Consider the following 16,903-nt stretch of genomic DNA (forward strand, 5'->3'; position numbering starts at 1 on the left):
ACGGCCCTGACTTGACTTTGCGAGGACTGATCGATGGACGCTGCAACCAAGCTCGACCGTATCGACATCAACATCCTGGTCCAATTGCAGAAGGACGGGCGCATGACCAATGTCAGCCTCGCCGAAGCCGTTGGACTCTCGCCCAGCCCTTGCCTGCAACGCGTCAAACGCCTTGAGGCCGCCGGTTACATCAGCGGCTATGAAGCCCACGTCAACCTGGCCAAGTTCGCAAATTCGGTAACCGTGTTCACCGAAATGACCCTCTCCGACCATAAGCGTGCCGACTTCGTGAAGTTCGAATCGAGCATCCGCAACATCGACGAAGTGCTGGAGTGCCACTTGATCAGCGGCGGCTACGACTATCTGGTGCGCTTCCTGTGCAGCAGCATCCAGCATTACCAGGAGCTGATGGAGTCGATCCTCGACAAGAACATCGGCATCGACAAGTACTTCAGCTACATCGTGATCAAGTCGCCGGTGGTCAAGAGCACTGTGCCGCTGCGCAGTCTCGTCCGGGCAGTCTGAAAAAACCTGTTGCCATCCCGGACGGCAACAGGTTGTCTGTCTACGCATTTTCAAGACCTCACGACAAGATGCAGAACACCTTGCGCACCATCTCTTCGCTGGTCCAGGCGTTGGTGGCGCCTCTGGGAACGATCACCGTTTCTCCCGCCCGTACATGATGGCTCTCGCCGTGCGGAGTCTGAAGCGTCACCGCACCTTCGAGGATATACATCAACTCGCTGTAACTCGGCTCGACCTGTTTGCGAGCGTACGCCTCGCATTGCCACAGTCCGATACGCAGGTTGCCACCGCTGAACAGGGTTTTGCTCCAGGCCCTGGGCGTCGCGGTCAGCAGCACGCTGGCAGCGGGTGGATCAGACTGCGCCAGATGCTGGGACAGATCGATCCTGAGGGGCGCGTCGGGCATCTCTGTACCGGCTGAAAGCCCCGGGAACGCCATGAACACTCGGCGCAGCTGCCCGCGCTGCTGCCAGTGCACGCGGACTCCCCGGGGTACCACGAAGCAGTCCCCTGCCACGAGCTGCAGGTCGAAACCTTCACCCTGCAAACGCAGTTCTCCTGCTTCGATCACACCCAGTTCGACCCAGGGGAACGCCTCGATCAAAAGGTCAGCGCCCGTGCTGACGCTACTGCCGGCGGCATAGCCCTGCAATGGGTCATGGAAATGAAGAGTACGCCCGGCCGCCAGGGGATCGCCCTGCAGGGCAAGCGTGGCGCTGGGCAGCTGGCGGTCAGCGCAGGGATGGGAGTAATGCAGAATCGGTTGCATATGCTGGGTACTCACTCATCGGCCGATGATATCCAGGAACTGCTGCCAGCCCGCCGCCAGGCGAACGCCCGGCGCGCGGAAGGCATGCAGAGGAATGGGATTGAAATGGTCGCCTGCGAGCAAGCCCAGCTCGACCTTCTCGCCTGCTGTCATGGCTGCCAGCTGCTTGCCCATCCACGTCGACATCGCGACGCCGCCGCCGTTATAGCCAATGGCATAGAAGCTGCGCTCGTCGAGCTGCCCGGCATGGGGCAGGTAATCCAGGGTCATCGCCACCAGGCCCGACCAGCGATAGGCGATTTTCTGCTCGCGCAGGATCGGGAAGACCTCGTTCATGCTGCGCTGCAAGTCATCGAATGCGCTTTGCGAGTCGCCTTTGCCAAACGCGCCCCGTCCACCGAAAATCAGGCGGTCGCCGATCACCCGGAACCAGCGCAGCATGCGCTTGGTGTCACCACATACCTGCCCGCCCGGCATGATCGCTGCCAGTATGTCCGGCGGCAGCGGTTCAGTGGCAATGATTGCACTGCGAAACGGAATCAGCCGCCGATGCAGCGTCTCAGTGGCACGGGTCTGGTCGGAATAACCGTTGGTGGCGTAGATCACCTGCTTGGCACTGACCCTGCCTTGCGGAGTCTGCACGATGACTCGATCGCCCTCACGCCTTACCTGTTGGGCCGGACTGTTGATGAATATCCTGACGTCCTGATCGACGAGATGCCGTGCAATGCCGCGCGCATAGTTCAAGGGATGGATCCCGCCGGCCTTGGGTGTCAGCAAGCCACCGCAAAAGATCGTCGAGCCGGTCATCTCCCGTACCTGATCGGCCGAAATCATATGTGATGATGTGCCGCCGGTTTCACGCTTGATCCAGTTAGCGGTAGCCTCCAGCCCGCCCAGCGCGTGGACGTTGTGCGCCGCTGCGATATGTCCGCCCATGTGCAGGTGGGCGCCGGTCAGCCCGAGGGTTTCGACCATTTCCACCAGGCTGTCCACCGCGGCATAACCGGTGCGGTACATCTGCAGCGCCGTGTCGCGGCCAAAACGCGACATGAGTGCGGGAAAGCCCACCCTGAACTTGGGCGACACCACGCCGCCATTACGGCCGCTCGCGCCCCACGCCAGGGTATTGGCCTCGACGATAAGTGGCTCGCGGCCGCTGCGGGCGATGTGATGGGCTGCCGAGAGGCCGGTGTACCCCGCACCGATGATCACCACGTCGCACTGGCGCTCGCCTTCCAGCGATTGCAGCGCAGGCGCGGGTTGGGCGGTAGCCGCCCATAAGCTCTGAACAGTCATGCCAGCCTCTCGACTCAAAGGACTGGCGCTCACGGCCAAGGCCCGAGCGCCGGGGGAATCAACCCAATTCTTGCTCGACCGCGTCGGCCAGCTGTGCCAGCGAAGTGAAGTGGTAGTGCGGCTCGGTGCGCTCGGACTCCAGGGTGCCGCCGGTGCCTTTCTGGGCAAAACGCCGCTCGATCCAGCAGGTCTGGTACCCCAGGCGCATGGCCACGCCGATGTCGTGATACTGGCTCTGGGCAACGTGCAGGATGTCTTCGAACAGGATGCCCTGGGTCGCCAGCACGCCCCGGGTGTAGGCGAAGAACTGCGGATCAGGCTTCTCGAAGCGCACATCGTCGACGGTCACCCGGACGTCGAACGGCTGGTCGAGGGTTTCGGCCATGTGGTTCAGGGCCCAGATCCGCGAGTTGGTGGTAGCCACCAGCTTGAAATGCTTGCGCAGGCGCTTGAGTGCCTCAACCGAGTCTGGGAACGCCGGGAAGTTCTTCACCGACTGCGCCAGGCCCTTGGCATAATCGTCGTTGTCCGGCAGGCCTAGCTTGGAGGCGATGATGTGGTAGCAACGCTCCAGGTCATCCGGCCACCAGCCCGAATCGCTGGAGGCGCGGGCTTCGCGATAGGCGGCGAGAATGTCGTCATCGCTGCAGGCCTTGCCCGCTTCACCCGCGACTTCACGGACATGGGCGAGAATACCGGCTTCGAAATCGATCAGGGTACCGACAACGTCAAACGTCAGGGCTTTGAACTGCTTGAAAGACATAGGGCGCTCCGCAAGATAGTCGTAGGGTGAAGCTGACTGGACAGGCCCATTATCTGCCCGCCTTCTCGCGCAATATTCTGTTTTGCCCTGCACCAGAGGCATAACCTACTGTTTTTCTACTCGACGAACCGCACCCGTGCTCAATGGGTCGATTCCAGGGTCGCAGCCAATCCCAGGTGAGGATAAAGCTTGTCGATCCTGAGCATGTCTTCGCGCATCTCTTCGATGATCCAGTCACGCACATTTTCAACGATCGGGCGCACCGGGCGATTGGCCGGGACGACCAGGCAGCAGCGTCGGGAGTGGACTCGAAAAGCGTCCGCTGCCGGCACCAGCTCCCCCTTGCACAAGGAGTTCGACACCACGTTCAACCACCCCAGCGCCATGCCCTGGCCCAGCAATGCGGCCTGCACCACGACGGCATAATCGGAGAACACCAGCGTATTGTCCGCACGTCCCGGCGTCTCGAAAGCGGCCGCCCAGCCGCGCTCCTGGTTGTCCATGCTGATCAGCGTCCCCACCTGTCTTCCGCCCTTTGCCTGGACCACATCGGCCAAGTACTGGGCGTTGCACACAGGCACGGTTATTTCGGGGATGACCAATGTATCCGTGGCTTTCAGGCTACCGGCTTCGAGATAACGCATGCCCAGGTCGACATCTACCAAGGGGCCGCCGATCTTGCCGGACATCAACTGATAGCGCATGTCGACGGTGGGGAACCGCTGGTTGAAACGGCTCATGCGCGGCATCAGCCAATGGGTGGTGAACGCAGTCGAGACCGACAACGTCACGGTCTCCATACCCGTCGCCCGTGCTTCGATTTCACTGATCGCCGACTCGATGGTACTGAAGCCTTCCTGCACCCGGCGATACAAGATGCTGCCACTTTCAGTCAGCCTCGCCCCGCCACGCACACGCTCGAAAAGCTGCACGCCAAGGTGCTCTTCCAGACGCGACAACATACGGCTCACAGCCGGCTGGCTGACACACAGTTCATCCGCCGCCCGGGTGAAGCTGCCACACCGGGCCGCCGCTTCGAAGACGAACAATGAACTGGAACTGGGGACTTTACGGCGCAGGTTAGACATGACCTGAGTTTATGCCTGGCACAACTATTAGTAAATTGTTCTGGGCAAAATCCCCCGCCTATCCTGTTGTGCGGCTGCGCAGGCAATTCATGTGTGCCCGGCGCTGATCCACCCTCATCCCGACGAGACCCTCCTCTTCATGAAAAACACCCTGAAGTTCTACATTGATGGCCGCTGGGTGGAGCCCCACAGCCGCGAGCGCCTGCCAGTGATCAACCCCGCCACCGAGCAACCGTTCTGCGAAATCGCCATGGGTGACCTGACCGATGTCGAGTCCGCTGTCATGGCCGCCCGACGTGCCTTTCCACCATTCGCCAGCACTTCACCGGCACAGCGCAAGCAGCTGTTGCAGCAGGTGCTGGATGTTTTCATGGAGCGCTACGACGAAATCGCCGAAGCCATCGTTCAGGAAGTCGGTGCACCGAAGGGCTTGTCCCATGACTGGCAAGCCGGCATCGGCAAGCGCCACCTCGAGCAACTGTTGCGTACCCTGGACACGTTCGAATTCCGGAAATCACGTGGCACCACGCTGATCACCCATGAGCCCGTAGGCGTGGTTGCGTTGATTACCCCCTGGAACTGGCCGATCAACCAGATCGTCTGCAAAGTCGCGCCGGCCCTGGCGGCAGGCTGCACCATGGTTCTCAAGCCGAGCGAAATCGCGCCGGTCAATGCCCTGCTGTTTGCCGATGTCATGCACGATGCGGGGGTGCCTCCGGGTGTGTTCAATCTGATCAATGGCGATGGCCCGACAGTCGGCGCCGCCCTGGCGGCACACCCGCAAGTGGACATGGTGTCGTTTACCGGCTCGACCCGCGCGGGTACGGAGATCGCGCGTCTTGCCGCGCCGACGGTGAAACGTGTGCACCAGGAACTGGGCGGCAAATCCGCGAACATTCTGCTCGACGACGTCGATCTGCAGGCTGCGGTAACCAGTGGCGTGGACAGTTGTTTTGGCAATAGCGGCCAGTCATGCAACGCGCCCACCCGCATGCTGGTGCCCGCCGCGCTGCATGACCGGGCCGTGGACATTGCCCGCCGCGCCGCGCAAAAACACATCGTCGGCGCTCCCGGTGAAGCCACCACGACCATGGGACCGGTGATAAGCGAACGCCAGTACGACAGTATCCAGCGGATGATCGGCCTCGGTATCGATGAAGGCGCGCAGCTGGTGTGCGGCGGGCTGGGTCGACCCGGACATCTTGACTGCGGCTACTATGTGCAGCCGACGATTTTCGCCAATGTCACCCAGGACATGACCATCGCCCGTGAGGAAATCTTCGGTCCGGTACTGGTCATCCAGGCGTACGAAGGTGACGCGCAAGCGGTCAGCATGGCTAACGACAGCGTGTTTGGCCTGGCCGCCTACGTGCAGTCGGCGGACCGTACGCGCGCACGGGACGTCGCTTTGGAAATGCGCGCTGGCAGCGTCTACATCAACTATCCGAGCTGGGATTCCGGGGCGCCGTTTGGTGGCTACAAGCAATCGGGCAATGGCCGCGAATATGCCGAATGGGGACTGGAGGCGTTTCTGGAAGTGAAGGGAATCGTTGGCTGGGGAGCCTGACTCCCCCAGCCTGCGAGTTTGTCAGTACACGGGTCCTACAGGTTCTCCAGCGCTTTGGCCCCATAGCCCGGCACCTTCGCCTGAGCCTTGATCAGATCGGCAATCCGCTCGGCGATCATGATGGTCGGGACGTTGGTGTTGGCACAGGGAATCGAAGGCATCAGCGAGGCGTCACACACCCGCAGCCCTTCAACGCCGATCACCCGGCCGTCACCCGTGGTGACGGCCAGCGCGTCGTCGACGCGACCCATGCGACAGGTGCCTGACGGGTGCCAGGTGCCACCGACGTTGCGCTGCACGAACTCGGTCAGCGCCTGGTCATCGGCGAGCAGCTTTTTCAAGGTGATGCCTTGAGTCACCAACCCATGGACCAGCATTCCACGCAGCGGCCCGGCGATGTCCAACAGCAGGCTCAGCGCACCGCGTTGCAATGCATTGATCCAGCCGGGCATCGCAACCCTGGCCACGCGCGGTGAATAGCTCGATGGAAACACCACGCTGCACTCGCGCTGCAACGCCTGGGCCGATAACGTCTGGGCCCCAAAGCGCAGCGCCTGCTTGAGGCGTTCGAGATCACGGGCATCGGAAAGCATGTCGAAGCGCACCTGCGGCTCGTCATGGGGATCGCTGGACGTCAGGCGAACGCGCCCCCTGGAGTAGGATTTGTTGACCCAGAAAAAGATCGTCCCCAATCGGTAACCAATCGAATGCCAGCCTGAGCGCGAGAGGATTGCGCCATGCATGTCACACGGCACCGTGTCAGCCAGCCCTGAGGAAAAACGCACGATGGCCTGTTCATGGTGTTCGTCGGGAAACGCCGTACGGCCTTCGCGGTTGAGCAGCGCCGACACCGCGATCGACGGATGCTCCATCAGGTTGGCGCCCACGCCCGGACGATTCGCCACCAAGGCGATGCCCAGTGCAGCCAGGTCATCCGCCGGGCCGATGCCGCTGCGCAGCAACAACGCCGGACTGTGGATCGCGCCGGCACAGACGATGATTTCACGCGCCGTTAGCAGCTCGTCGACGCCGTCGGTGCCGATAATCCTGGCACCTGTCGCGCGACCGGCTTCGACCACTACCCTGTCCACCACGCAGTGAGTTCGGATGGTCAGGTTCTTGCGCTTGCGTACCTCATCGGTGAGATAACAAACCGATGTGGGGATTCGCTCCCCCTGCTCGCTGACGCCAATGGCCCCGACGAACACGCCCTCCTCCCATGGGCCATTCTGGTCCGCCTTGTGGGCAAGGCCACGCCCGCCCAGGACCTTCATGACGCCTTTGACGAAGGGCGAAAGCCGCTCGGATGGGGTACGCCGGATTCTCAACGGGCCCTCGCAGCCATGCAGCGCATTGTCCATCGGTGCGGAAAAATCAGTGTCGTTTTCCAGCTTGCGGAAATACGGCAGGCAGGTTTGCCAACTCCAGCCCTGCGCCCCCAGAGCCTGCCACTCGTCATAATCCGCAGGCGCACCGCGATTGGTCATGAGTGCGTTGATGGCCGAACCACCGCCTAAAATCCGGGCCTGCTCGTAGCGCCGCTCGGCACTGGCGCGATTACCCATCAACGCCGTCAGGCGGTGCCAGATATTGCTGACATCCAGATAAGCCCGTCCTGGGTACCGGGCACGAATCTCCGGGGGCATGGTGTGCCCCGAGATATCACGCCCGGCCTCGATCAGGCACACCTGCTTGGCGGGGTCTTCCGAAAGTCGGGCGGCAAGCACGCACCCCGCCGATCCACCGCCGAGAATCAAATAATCGATCATGCCGGTATCCAACCTTACTGAACGAACTTCAGCCAGCGATCCTTGGCGGCAATCCCCTCGGCCGATGCCCACCACTCTTCCGACATCAGCGCTTGCCTGGCCGCGTTGTCTGGCGAACTTGGCAGTTCCTTGGCCCGCTCGGCAGTGATCTTCCCCGTGTCGAACGCCGCCGGGTTACCTGGACCGTAGTCGATATACAGCGGCAGGTTGGCTTGCAACTCGGGCGACACCGCTTCGTTGACGAACTTCAGCGCAGCGGCGTAGTTGGGCGCGTTCTTCAGGATGCACAGCTGCGTGTTCTGCAGCAGACCGTCGTTGTAGGTGAAGCCCACGTCCGGGTTGCTCTTCTGCACGGCGCTGGCGCGGCCGTTCCAGATCATCAACATGTCGACTTCACCGTCGGCGAGCAATTGCGCCGACTGGCCACCCGAGGTCCACCACACGGCAATGTCAGGCTTGATCTGCTCGAGACGCTTGTAGGCGCGATCGACATCCAACGGGTAGAGCTTGTCGCGAGGAACCCCGTCGGACAACAGCGCAGCCTCCAGGGTACTCATCGGATCGTTGCGCAGGGCACGCATGCCGGGGAAGTTCTTCACGTCCCAGAACTCGGCCCAGGTCTGCGGTACTTTTTTCAGGTTCTTCTTGTTGTAACCGATGACCGACGAATAGAACTCGTAGGCCACCGAATACGGTGTGCGGTAGGCAGCAGGCATGTTCTGCACGTTCGGCAGCTTGCTCAGGTCCAACGGTTCGATAAGCCCTTCGTTGCCACCGCGTACACAATTGGACGGCGGAGTATCGATCACGTCCCACACCGGTTTTTTCGCTTCGCCCTGGGCCTTGACCATCGGCCAGGCGTCGGGCGCACTGTCCTGTTTGATGGTTATGTTCAACAGCTTTGCCGCAGGGTCCAGAATGGCCTTGGTCTGGGCCTCCTGGTAAGTGCCCCCTTGGGAAACGAATGTGATCTGATCGGCTACAGCGGGCATCGCGTACGCCACCGAAAGGCTCAACAGGGATATGACAGAGCCGAAAGCTTGAGCAACAGACAAGGTTTTCATGGGCAATCATCCTGGACGTGGATTTTTTCGGCAGTGTTGAAACCTCGACTGAACACCCAGTACCAGCGCGCGTTGCCCAGGTTTGATTTTGTTGTTCGACCGAGCGGGACATTTTCACGTTACAAGAGCATGACGCCCCGCGGCAATGCACCAATAGTCAGGATCACCATAACTTCAGGACATGTACGCGTGGCCCGCTGGCGAACTCACTTGAGCGCCGCAAACGGCAAGCGTTTCGCCAGCTCCTGCGCGAGGTACTGGGCGAAGACCGAGATGCGCTGAGGAATATGCCGGCGATGCTGATACACCGCGTAGATATCGGCCCTGGGCGCCTGATGGTCGTTCAGCAGAGCTCGCAACCGCCCGCTTTCCAGGTGTTCCTGAACATCCCACCGCGACCGCAGGATCAGGCCATGCCCGTCCAGGGCCAGGCGCAATGCAACCTCGCCGTCGTTGCTCGACAGAGTGCCGCTGACTTTGTGCGAGTAGTCCTGGCCCTCCTTGCTGAACCGCCAGATGGCGTAGTCGCTGCCAAACTGGCGTAGAACGATACAGTTGTGTTGCTCCAGATCGGCCACCGAAGTGGGTTCAGGCATAGCTTCAAGGTATTGAGGCGAGGCACAGAGGATGCGTGGGTTTTCCAGCAGGCGCACGGCGATCAATCGCGAATCAGGCGGTTCGCCCATGCACACGCTGATGTCGAACTGATCGTCCAGGAGGCTCGAAGGCTGGCTGGACAGTTCCAGGGCCAGTTCCAGCTGCGGGTGCAATCGGGCGAAGCTGGAGACCACCGGCGCCAGGTGCTGCCGGCCGAAACCCAGGGTGCCATTGATCCGCAAAAGTCCCTGCAAGGTCGGCTGCCGGCTGTCGAGCGCGCTTTCCAGCTCTTCAAGCTGCCGCAGGATCGGCCGCCCTCCTTCCAGGTACAAGGTGCCTTCCGAGGTCAGCGAAAGCCGTCGCGTGGTGCGCTGCAGCAACTGCACCCCCAGCCGCGCCTCAAGCTGGCTCAAGCGCTTGCTTACCGCAGGCAATGACAGACCGAGGTGCCGGGCGACTTCAGTGAGGCTGCCGCGTGTCGCTACCTGTTGGAAGAAACTCAAGTCGTCGATCATTGCCACGGATTCTTTCCTTCAAACTAAGAATGGCTTTCGTACAAGGCTAATTATTGATGCCTGGATACTCCATACACTGGGAACCGGTCCACATCAATCCCAGGAGTCGAATCCATGAGCAACGCCCAATACAGAATTGCAGTGATCCCCGGCGATGGCATCGGCAAGGAAGTCATGCCCGAAGGCGTCCGTGTACTCGATGCGGTGGCCGCCAAGTACAACCTGGAACTGCAATGGGACTGGTTCGATTTCGCCAGCGCCGATTACTACCTGGCCCATGGCAAGATGATGCCCGACGACTGGTTCGACATTCTCAAGGGCTACGACGCGATCTACTTCGGTGCGGTGGGCTGGCCGGATGTGGTGCCAGATCATGTTTCCCTGTGGGACTCGTTGCTGCAGTTCCGTCGCGAATTCGACCAGTACGTCAACCTGCGTCCATGCCGCCTCATGCCGGGCGTGAAGGCTCCGCTGGCCAACCGCAAGCCGGGCGATATCGACTTCTGGGTCGTGCGGGAGAACACCGAAGGCGAATACTCCAGCGTCGGCGGCAAGATGTTCCCGGGTACCGACCGCGAGATCGTCCTGCAGGAAACCGTCATGACCCGCGTCGGCGTCGACCGCATCCTCAAGTTTGCCTACGACCTGGCCCAGAGCCGCCCGAAGAAGCACCTCACCTCGGCGACCAAGTCCAACGGAATTGCGATCACCATGCCCTACTGGGATGAGCGGGTCGTCGAAATGGGCAACAAATACCCTGAAGTGAAGGTCGACAAGTACCACATCGACATCCTCACCGCGAATTTCGTCCTGCACCCGGATTGGTTCGACGTGGTGGTCGCGAGCAACCTGTTCGGCGACATCCTGTCCGACCTTGGCCCTGCCTGCACCGGCACCATCGGCATCGCGCCCTCGGCCAACATCAACCCGGAGCGCAACTTCCCAAGCCTGTTCGAGCCCGTGCACGGTTCGGCGCCGGACATCGCAGGCAAAGGCATCGCCAACCCGATCGGACAGATCTGGTGCGGCGCGATGATGCTCGAGCACCTCGGCCACCCCGAGGCAGGTGCTGCGACACTGGCCGCCATCGAGGCAGTGTTGGCGATGGGGCCGGAAAACGCGCCCTTGACTGCCGACATTGGCGGCACCGGCAACACCGAGGCCCTGGGCAAAGCCATCGCTGCTGCGGTCTGAGTCTTCAGAAAACGCGCAATCTTCCGTTCACAGTCTGTGATACGGAAGATTGTTGCGTGGATTTTTGACATGGTAAGCGCATCTTCCCAGTACTTGCGAGACGTCCCATGGCCCTGCTGTTCAAAGTCGACGATGCCCGTGGCTCTGCCTGGAAATCACTGTTCGCCAAACATGCGCCTGACATCGAAGCACGCTTGTGGCCCGACATCGGCGACCCATCTCAAGTCCGCTACTTCGCCGCCTGGCAACCTCCGCAGCAGCTGCATGAACGCTTTCCCAATCTGGAAGTGATCTTTGCCACCTCGGCGGGCGTCGATCAGTTCGATCTCGGCGAATTGCCGGAGCACGTCAAGGTTGTCCGCATGCTCGACCCCGGTATCGCCCAGGGCATAGTCGAGTACGCCTGCTTCGCCGTGTTGAGCCTGCATCGCCAGATCCCGTTGTACCTGCATCAACAACAGGCCAGGCATTGGCAAGACCACCTACTGACCCCGGCGGCCCAACGCCGCGTCGGCGTCATGGGCCTGGGCAACCTGGGTGTGGCAGTGCTGGAAAGCCTGCGCCCGTTCGGCTTCGAACTGCATGGCTGGGCACGTTCGCCAAAAAACCTCGATGGCGTGCACTGCCATTTCGGCAACGACCAGCTCGAGCCCTTCCTCAACCAGTGCGACATCCTGATCTGCCTGCTGCCCTTGACCGATGACACCCGCGGCATACTGAACGCCAGGACACTGGCCGCACTGCCGAAAGGTGCGAGCCTGGTCAATCTGGGCCGGGGCGGTCACCTGATCGAAGATGACCTGCTTCAAGCACTCGATTGCCAGCACTTGAGTCACGCCATCCTCGACGTGCTCAACGAAGAGCCGCCATCGCCGGAGCATCGGTTCTGGCAGCACCCACAGATATGGCTAACACCGCACGTGGGCGCAATGACCGCCCCGGAGAGCGCATTCGAAGGGTTGCTGGCCAATATCAGACGGCATCAGGCCGGCGAACCGCTGCGAGGGTTGGTCATGCGCAACACCGGGTACTGAAGCAGACTGTCCCGCTCAGAACGGCAGGCGTGCCTGCAGCCACAACCGCGTACCTTCGGCCTTGTTCTTCGCCCCAAATTCTTCCTGTAATTTGGCCACCACGGCGAAGTCCTTGGTGAAGCGGTACATCACATACGGGCCGGCTGCATTGACCGAGCCGCGGTTGCCGTTGCCGTTGACCGCGTCACCGTCGAGCCGGTCGTCCGTGGTCTGGCGATAGAGATAACCATTGATACCCACACTCAGCGCCTGGTTGAAGCGATAGCCGCCACTGAACTCCAAGGTCAGTTCATCACCTGAGCGGTATTCGGTTTTCTCGTTCCTGGCGTTGATTCCATAGCGTAGCTTGGCACTCGCCTCCCACCGTTCCGAAGGTAGCCAGGTAAGCGCATAGAAAGGCGCGACCTGGTAGTAGTTTCGCCCGGTGTTCACGGGCTCATCCTTGTCGTAGTCCCCCGTAGGCAGAAAGGTCTCGATGCCGGCAGTCTGGTGCAATGTCCTGCCATGCCAGCCGAGCAATACCGGAGCGAAGCTGAGGTCACCCAGGTCGGTGGACGTACCGCCTTTGTCCAACGGGGCCAAGGGCGCTGGTCGGGCGACGTCCAGGGTGAGGTCGATGGTCGGTACCGCGAGCGCCGCGCGGGTCTCGACGTTTGCGCCCAGCCATTTGACGCCCGGCCACACATAGCTCAGACGCAGGGACACCGTGTCGGACTTCAGGCGGTAGCGGGCGATATTAGGATTGTCTCGACCATCATTGGCCTTTACGTGAGAGGCCTCGTAATGGGAGTAGTACAACAGGGCAGTGAGCCCTTCGGGCAGCATGAGTCCAGACATATTGGTCTCCACACCCAGCGGGTAGGAGTTGCCATTGCCCTCAGTGGCGCTGGCAGTGCCTTGCAGGCAGATCAGCAAACCGGCAACTTGCAGTACACGTGCGTGAACAACCTTCATGGACAGTCCCTCTTTTTGTTGTTGTAGAGACGCAGCGATGGGCAATGCCGGGGTTCAGCCGTCAGTCATGACACACCTCGAATAGCGCGGCGGCGCCCTGCCCGCCTCCCACGCACATGGTCACCACGACAAACCGCGCCCCGCGCCGACGCCCCTCGAGCAGTGCATGCCCCGCCATGCGCGCACCCGACATGCCATAGGGATGCCCAAGGGCGATGGCACCGCCGTTGACGTTCATATGTTGCAGTGGGATGCCCAGCTGGCGCTGGCAATACAGCACCTGGGAGGCGAAGGCCTCGTTCAGTTCCCACAAGTCGATATCACCGATACCCAGGCCGTGGCGAGCCAACAGCCGAGGTACCGCCAGCACTGGACCGATGCCCATTTCGTCCGGAGCACAGCCAGCGCTGGCAAACCCCTTGAAGAGGCCCAACGGCTTGAGCCCCCGTGCGCGAGCCTCATCAGCGCTCATCAGCACACACCCCGCGACGCCATCGCTGAGCTGCGACGCGTTACCGGCCGTGACCGTGCGCTGCCCGCCCTCCAGCACTGGAGCAAGTGCCGCCAGCTGAGCGGCCTGGGTGCCCGGCCGGTTGCATTCGTCACTGTCCAGGCGCACGGGCTTGTCGTAATACTCGTAACTGGCCTTGTCCAAGGCCCGCGAAATGACATCCAGCGGCACGATCTCCTGCGCGAACAGCCCGTCTCGCTGGGCCTGGGCCGCCCTCTGCTGGCTGATCAAGGCATAGTCATCCTGGTCGGCCCGGGAGACGCCGTAGCGCAGGGCAACCCGTTCGGCCGTCTCGAGCATGCCGATGTAGGCATCCGGCCGGTGCTGCATCAGCCAAGGATCCAGGCCGTAGTGCTCATTGGTCTGGGCGTTCTGCACCAGGCTGATGGACTCGCCGCCCACCGCCAGCATCACTGTGCATTCGCCCAGCTGAATGCGCTGCGCAGCGCTGGCAATGGCCTGCAGCCCCGACGCGCAATGGCGGCTGACCGTCTGCGCGGCGACGCTGTCTGGCAACCCGGCACGCGCGGCACTGAGCCTGGCGACGTTCTTGCCCTGGGTACCCTCGGGTCGGCCGCAGCCCATGACGAGCTCGTCGATCTCGGCACCCTCAAGGTCGGCACGTGCGAGCAGCGCCTGAATGATCGGTGCCGCCAGGCTAGGCATTGGCGTGTGATTGAACGCGCCCCGATACGCCTTGCCAATGGCGGACCGCGCGTAGGCAACGATTACGGTGTCGTGCATGAGAACCTCCGGCCGAACGCTGGTCGCAGCGTTCGGCTGCGATCAAAACGCCTGGATGATGGCCTGGTGGGCCTCGGTGTGATGGGACAACGCCTGATAGGCCGCGGACAGTTCGAGCAACGGCTCCAGACGCGTGTGCTGCCCCTCGCGCAGCAGCTTCTTGGTCAACCTCAGGGCGTGGCCAGGATTGGCCGCGATGCGCCGGGCAAGGTCCTGGGCGGTCGCCAGCAATTCGCCAGGTTCGACAACCCGCGACACCAGGCCGTATTCAAGCGCCTGCTGCGCCGACACCGTTTCGCCGGTAAACGACAGCTCGTACGCGCGCGAGAGGTTGTTCAGCGCTCGCGGCAGCAGCCAGGCGCCACCGTCGCCGGGCACGATGCCGAGGCGCACGAAGCTTTCGGCAAAACGCGCCTGGGTCGACGCGATGCGGATGTCGCACATCAACGCGAGGTCGCAACCGGCGCCCATCGCGGCGCCGTTGACCGCCGCAATTGTCGGCACCTCCAGGTGGTACACCGCCAGTGGAATCTGCTGGATACCATGCCGATAACCGTCGCGCAGCTCATAAGGGCTGCCGGCGAACAACCCTGCGCGGGCCTTCATGTCCTTGACGTTGCCGCCGGCACAGAACGATTTGCCCGCGCCGGTGAGAACGACTACCGACACCTGCGGGTCGCGGTTGATGCGCCCGCAGACCTGGGCGAAGGCGTCGAATTGCGCCTGGTGGCTGAGCGCGTTGTGCTGCTCCGGCGCGGAGAGGGTCAGGGTGACGATGCCGTCTTCAAAGCGGTATTCGATAAAGTCGCTCATCTCAGGCTGCCTCTTCCTTGAGCTTTGCGCTGACGCGCTCCACCAGGTCTTTCTTGGACACTTTGCCGAAGGTCGACAACGGGAAGCTGTCGACGAGTTCCAGGCGTTCGGGCAGCTTGAAACGGGCGATTTCCTGCGTCTGCAGGTAGCCGACCAGGTCTTCCAGGCTCAGTTGCGCCGCTGGCTTGAGAATGACAAAGGCGCACATCTTCTCGCCCAGTACCGGGTCGGGCATGGCCACGCAGGCAACATTGGTGACCGCAGGATGCGCGAGCACCAGGTTCTCGATTTCTTCGGCGGAGATCTTTTCGCCACCGCGGTTGATCAGGTCCTTCTTGCGCCCTTCGACCACGTAGTTGCCAGAGGGCAGCTCACGCATCATGTCGCCTGAGCGGTAGAACCCGTCGGGGGTGAAGGCACGCGCGTTGTGCTCGGGCGCATTGAAGTAGCCGCGCAACGTATAAGGGCCGCGGCAGCACAACTCACCCGGCATGCCCAGCGGCACGGGTTGGTCGTCATCGCCCAGCAGCATGATCTCGTCGTCGTCGCACACCGGCCTGCCCACCGATTCGCGACGCACATCCAGCGGGTCGTCGAGGCGCACGAACATCAGCAGTCCCTCGGCCATGCCGAAGTTTTCCTGCACGGTGCAGTTGCGCAGCACCTGCTCGGTCAGCGCGCGCGTTTCCGGTTGCAGTCGCTGGCCACCGGACTGGATCACCCGCACGCTGTCCAGGTCGAAGTCGTGGACCTGTGGATCGTTCATCCACATGATCAGCAGCGCCGGCACTACATGGATATGCGTGACCTTGAAGCGCTCGATCAGCGCGAATACTTCGGCCGCGCGGCTGCTGCCATGCAGCACCACTTTCGCGCCGCAGAGCATGAAGCCCTGCAGGCCGGGACAGGCCAACGGCAGATTGTGGGCGATCGGCAGTACATCGAGCAGTACCGAATGCTCATCGATGCCCGTGTAGCGCGAAGCCAGTCGCGAGTTACATACGTAGTCGTTGTGCGAACGCGGGATCATCTTCGGAATACCCGTGGTGCCCCCCGACAACAGGAACAACGCCGGGCTACAGGGATCGATGGCAGCCTGGATCGCCTCGATCTCGGCGGAATCACGGGCGTGCTCCCGCGACAGCAGGTCACTCAGCGAGACAAAGCCCTGGGCCACTTCGCCGAGCACGAATTTGCTGCGGATGCTGCCGGTATCGGCCTGGACGCGGTTGACGATGTCGATGAAATCGCAGTCCTTGGAGCGGTCCGCGGTAATCGTCGCGGTGGCCCCCGAGAGTTCGACGAACTGGCGCAGCTCACGGTACCGATGGGTGTGCAGCGCCAGGATCGGACGCACGCCGATCTTCTGCAGGGCCAGGTAGACGAAGACGAACTCCAGCACGTTGCCCAGTTGCAGCACCACGATGTCACCCGGCACCAGGCCGGCATCCAGCAGGTTCAGCCCCAGGCGCGTGGCGATCCGATCGAGCTCGGCGTAGCTGACTTCCCGGCTCGCATCGCACACGGCGATGCGATCTGCGTACTGGCGGCACACAGCGGCAAAGGTGGTGGCCAGGGTCTGGTCTTGCCAGTAACCCTTCGCGCGATAGTGTGCAGCGAAGTTTTCTGGAAACGGCACGAATCCCATCATGGAGAAATCCTCGATGTTGTCGTTATTGTTGGAAGGATGACGCACG

The 16,903-nt window shown here is 61.9% G+C and carries 15 protein-coding genes; 4 read left to right on the plus strand and 11 right to left on the minus strand.

What is annotated here, in order from left to right; genetic code table 11:
* Window positions 1-33: 33 nt before the first annotated feature.
* Window positions 34-525 carry an Lrp/AsnC family transcriptional regulator gene (locus AC0ZZU_RS06300; protein ID WP_158458069.1) on the plus strand — a complete coding sequence of 164 codons (492 nt, stop codon included), beginning with the start codon at window positions 34-36 and terminating at the stop codon, window positions 523-525.
* A 58-nt stretch (window positions 526-583) separates the two neighbouring features.
* Here the strand turns inward: AC0ZZU_RS06300 and AC0ZZU_RS06305 are convergent, their stop codons facing one another.
* The 4 genes from AC0ZZU_RS06305 to AC0ZZU_RS06320 form a co-directional block, all read right to left on the minus strand.
* Window positions 584-1,294 carry a cupin domain-containing protein gene (locus AC0ZZU_RS06305; protein ID WP_476339658.1) on the minus strand — a complete coding sequence of 237 codons (711 nt, stop codon included), beginning with the start codon at window positions 1,292-1,294 and terminating at the stop codon, window positions 584-586.
* Window positions 1,295-1,309: 15 nt separating this feature from the next.
* On the minus strand, window positions 1,310-2,593 hold the full coding sequence (locus tag AC0ZZU_RS06310) for an NAD(P)/FAD-dependent oxidoreductase (RefSeq protein WP_476339659.1): 1,284 nt from the start codon (window positions 2,591-2,593) through the stop codon (window positions 1,310-1,312).
* 58 nt (window positions 2,594-2,651) lie between these two features.
* Window positions 2,652-3,356, minus strand: a complete 705-nt coding sequence (locus tag AC0ZZU_RS06315) for an HAD-IA family hydrolase (protein WP_476339660.1) — start codon at window positions 3,354-3,356, stop codon at window positions 2,652-2,654.
* A gap of 140 nt (window positions 3,357-3,496) precedes the next feature.
* On the minus strand, window positions 3,497-4,444 hold the full coding sequence (locus AC0ZZU_RS06320; RefSeq protein WP_476339661.1) for a LysR family transcriptional regulator: 948 nt from the start codon (window positions 4,442-4,444) through the stop codon (window positions 3,497-3,499).
* Window positions 4,445-4,583: 139 nt separating this feature from the next.
* Here AC0ZZU_RS06320 and AC0ZZU_RS06325 point away from each other — a divergent pair, with 139 nt between their 5' ends.
* Entirely contained in the window at window positions 4,584-6,011 is a 1,428-nt protein-coding gene (locus AC0ZZU_RS06325) for an aldehyde dehydrogenase family protein (protein WP_476339662.1), read from the plus strand.
* Between the two features lie 35 nt (window positions 6,012-6,046).
* Here AC0ZZU_RS06325 and AC0ZZU_RS06330 read toward each other — a convergent pair whose 3' ends face one another.
* From AC0ZZU_RS06330 to AC0ZZU_RS06340, 3 genes are all read right to left on the minus strand, one after another.
* On the minus strand, window positions 6,047-7,780 hold the full coding sequence (locus AC0ZZU_RS06330) for a GMC family oxidoreductase (RefSeq protein WP_476339663.1): 1,734 nt from the start codon (window positions 7,778-7,780) through the stop codon (window positions 6,047-6,049).
* A gap of 14 nt (window positions 7,781-7,794) precedes the next feature.
* On the minus strand, window positions 7,795-8,844 hold the full coding sequence (locus AC0ZZU_RS06335; protein WP_476339664.1) for an ABC transporter substrate-binding protein: 1,050 nt from the start codon (window positions 8,842-8,844) through the stop codon (window positions 7,795-7,797).
* A gap of 206 nt (window positions 8,845-9,050) precedes the next feature.
* Window positions 9,051-9,962 (minus strand): LysR substrate-binding domain-containing protein, encoded by a 912-nt coding sequence (locus tag AC0ZZU_RS06340; protein WP_476339665.1) that lies wholly within the window; start codon window positions 9,960-9,962, stop codon window positions 9,051-9,053.
* 108 nt (window positions 9,963-10,070) lie between these two features.
* Here AC0ZZU_RS06340 and AC0ZZU_RS06345 point away from each other — a divergent pair, with 108 nt between their 5' ends.
* Window positions 10,071-11,150, plus strand: coding sequence for a tartrate dehydrogenase (locus AC0ZZU_RS06345; RefSeq protein WP_476339666.1), 1,080 nt, complete (start codon window positions 10,071-10,073; stop codon window positions 11,148-11,150).
* 107 nt (window positions 11,151-11,257) lie between these two features.
* Window positions 11,258-12,184, plus strand: coding sequence for a 2-hydroxyacid dehydrogenase (locus AC0ZZU_RS06350; RefSeq protein ID WP_476339667.1), 927 nt, complete (start codon window positions 11,258-11,260; stop codon window positions 12,182-12,184).
* Between the two features lie 15 nt (window positions 12,185-12,199).
* Here AC0ZZU_RS06350 and AC0ZZU_RS06355 read toward each other — a convergent pair whose 3' ends face one another.
* The 4 genes from AC0ZZU_RS06355 to AC0ZZU_RS06370 all read right to left on the minus strand — a co-directional run bounded on the left by AC0ZZU_RS06355 (window position 12,200) and on the right by AC0ZZU_RS06370 (window position 16,857).
* Complete coding sequence (locus tag AC0ZZU_RS06355) at window positions 12,200-13,138, minus strand: SphA family protein (RefSeq protein WP_476339668.1); 939 nt, start codon at window positions 13,136-13,138, stop codon at window positions 12,200-12,202.
* Window positions 13,139-13,199: 61 nt separating this feature from the next.
* Complete coding sequence (locus AC0ZZU_RS06360; RefSeq protein ID WP_476339669.1) at window positions 13,200-14,393, minus strand: acetyl-CoA C-acyltransferase; 1,194 nt, start codon at window positions 14,391-14,393, stop codon at window positions 13,200-13,202.
* 42 nt (window positions 14,394-14,435) lie between these two features.
* A complete protein-coding gene (locus AC0ZZU_RS06365) occupies window positions 14,436-15,206 on the minus strand; it encodes a crotonase/enoyl-CoA hydratase family protein (RefSeq protein WP_476339670.1) in 771 nt (256 codons plus the stop codon).
* A 1-nt stretch (window position 15,207) separates the two neighbouring features.
* A complete protein-coding gene (locus AC0ZZU_RS06370; protein ID WP_476339671.1) occupies window positions 15,208-16,857 on the minus strand; it encodes a (2,3-dihydroxybenzoyl)adenylate synthase in 1,650 nt (549 codons plus the stop codon).
* Window positions 16,858-16,903 lie beyond the last annotated feature (46 nt).

This window comes from Pseudomonas sp. JE3303 (assembly GCF_056312565.1).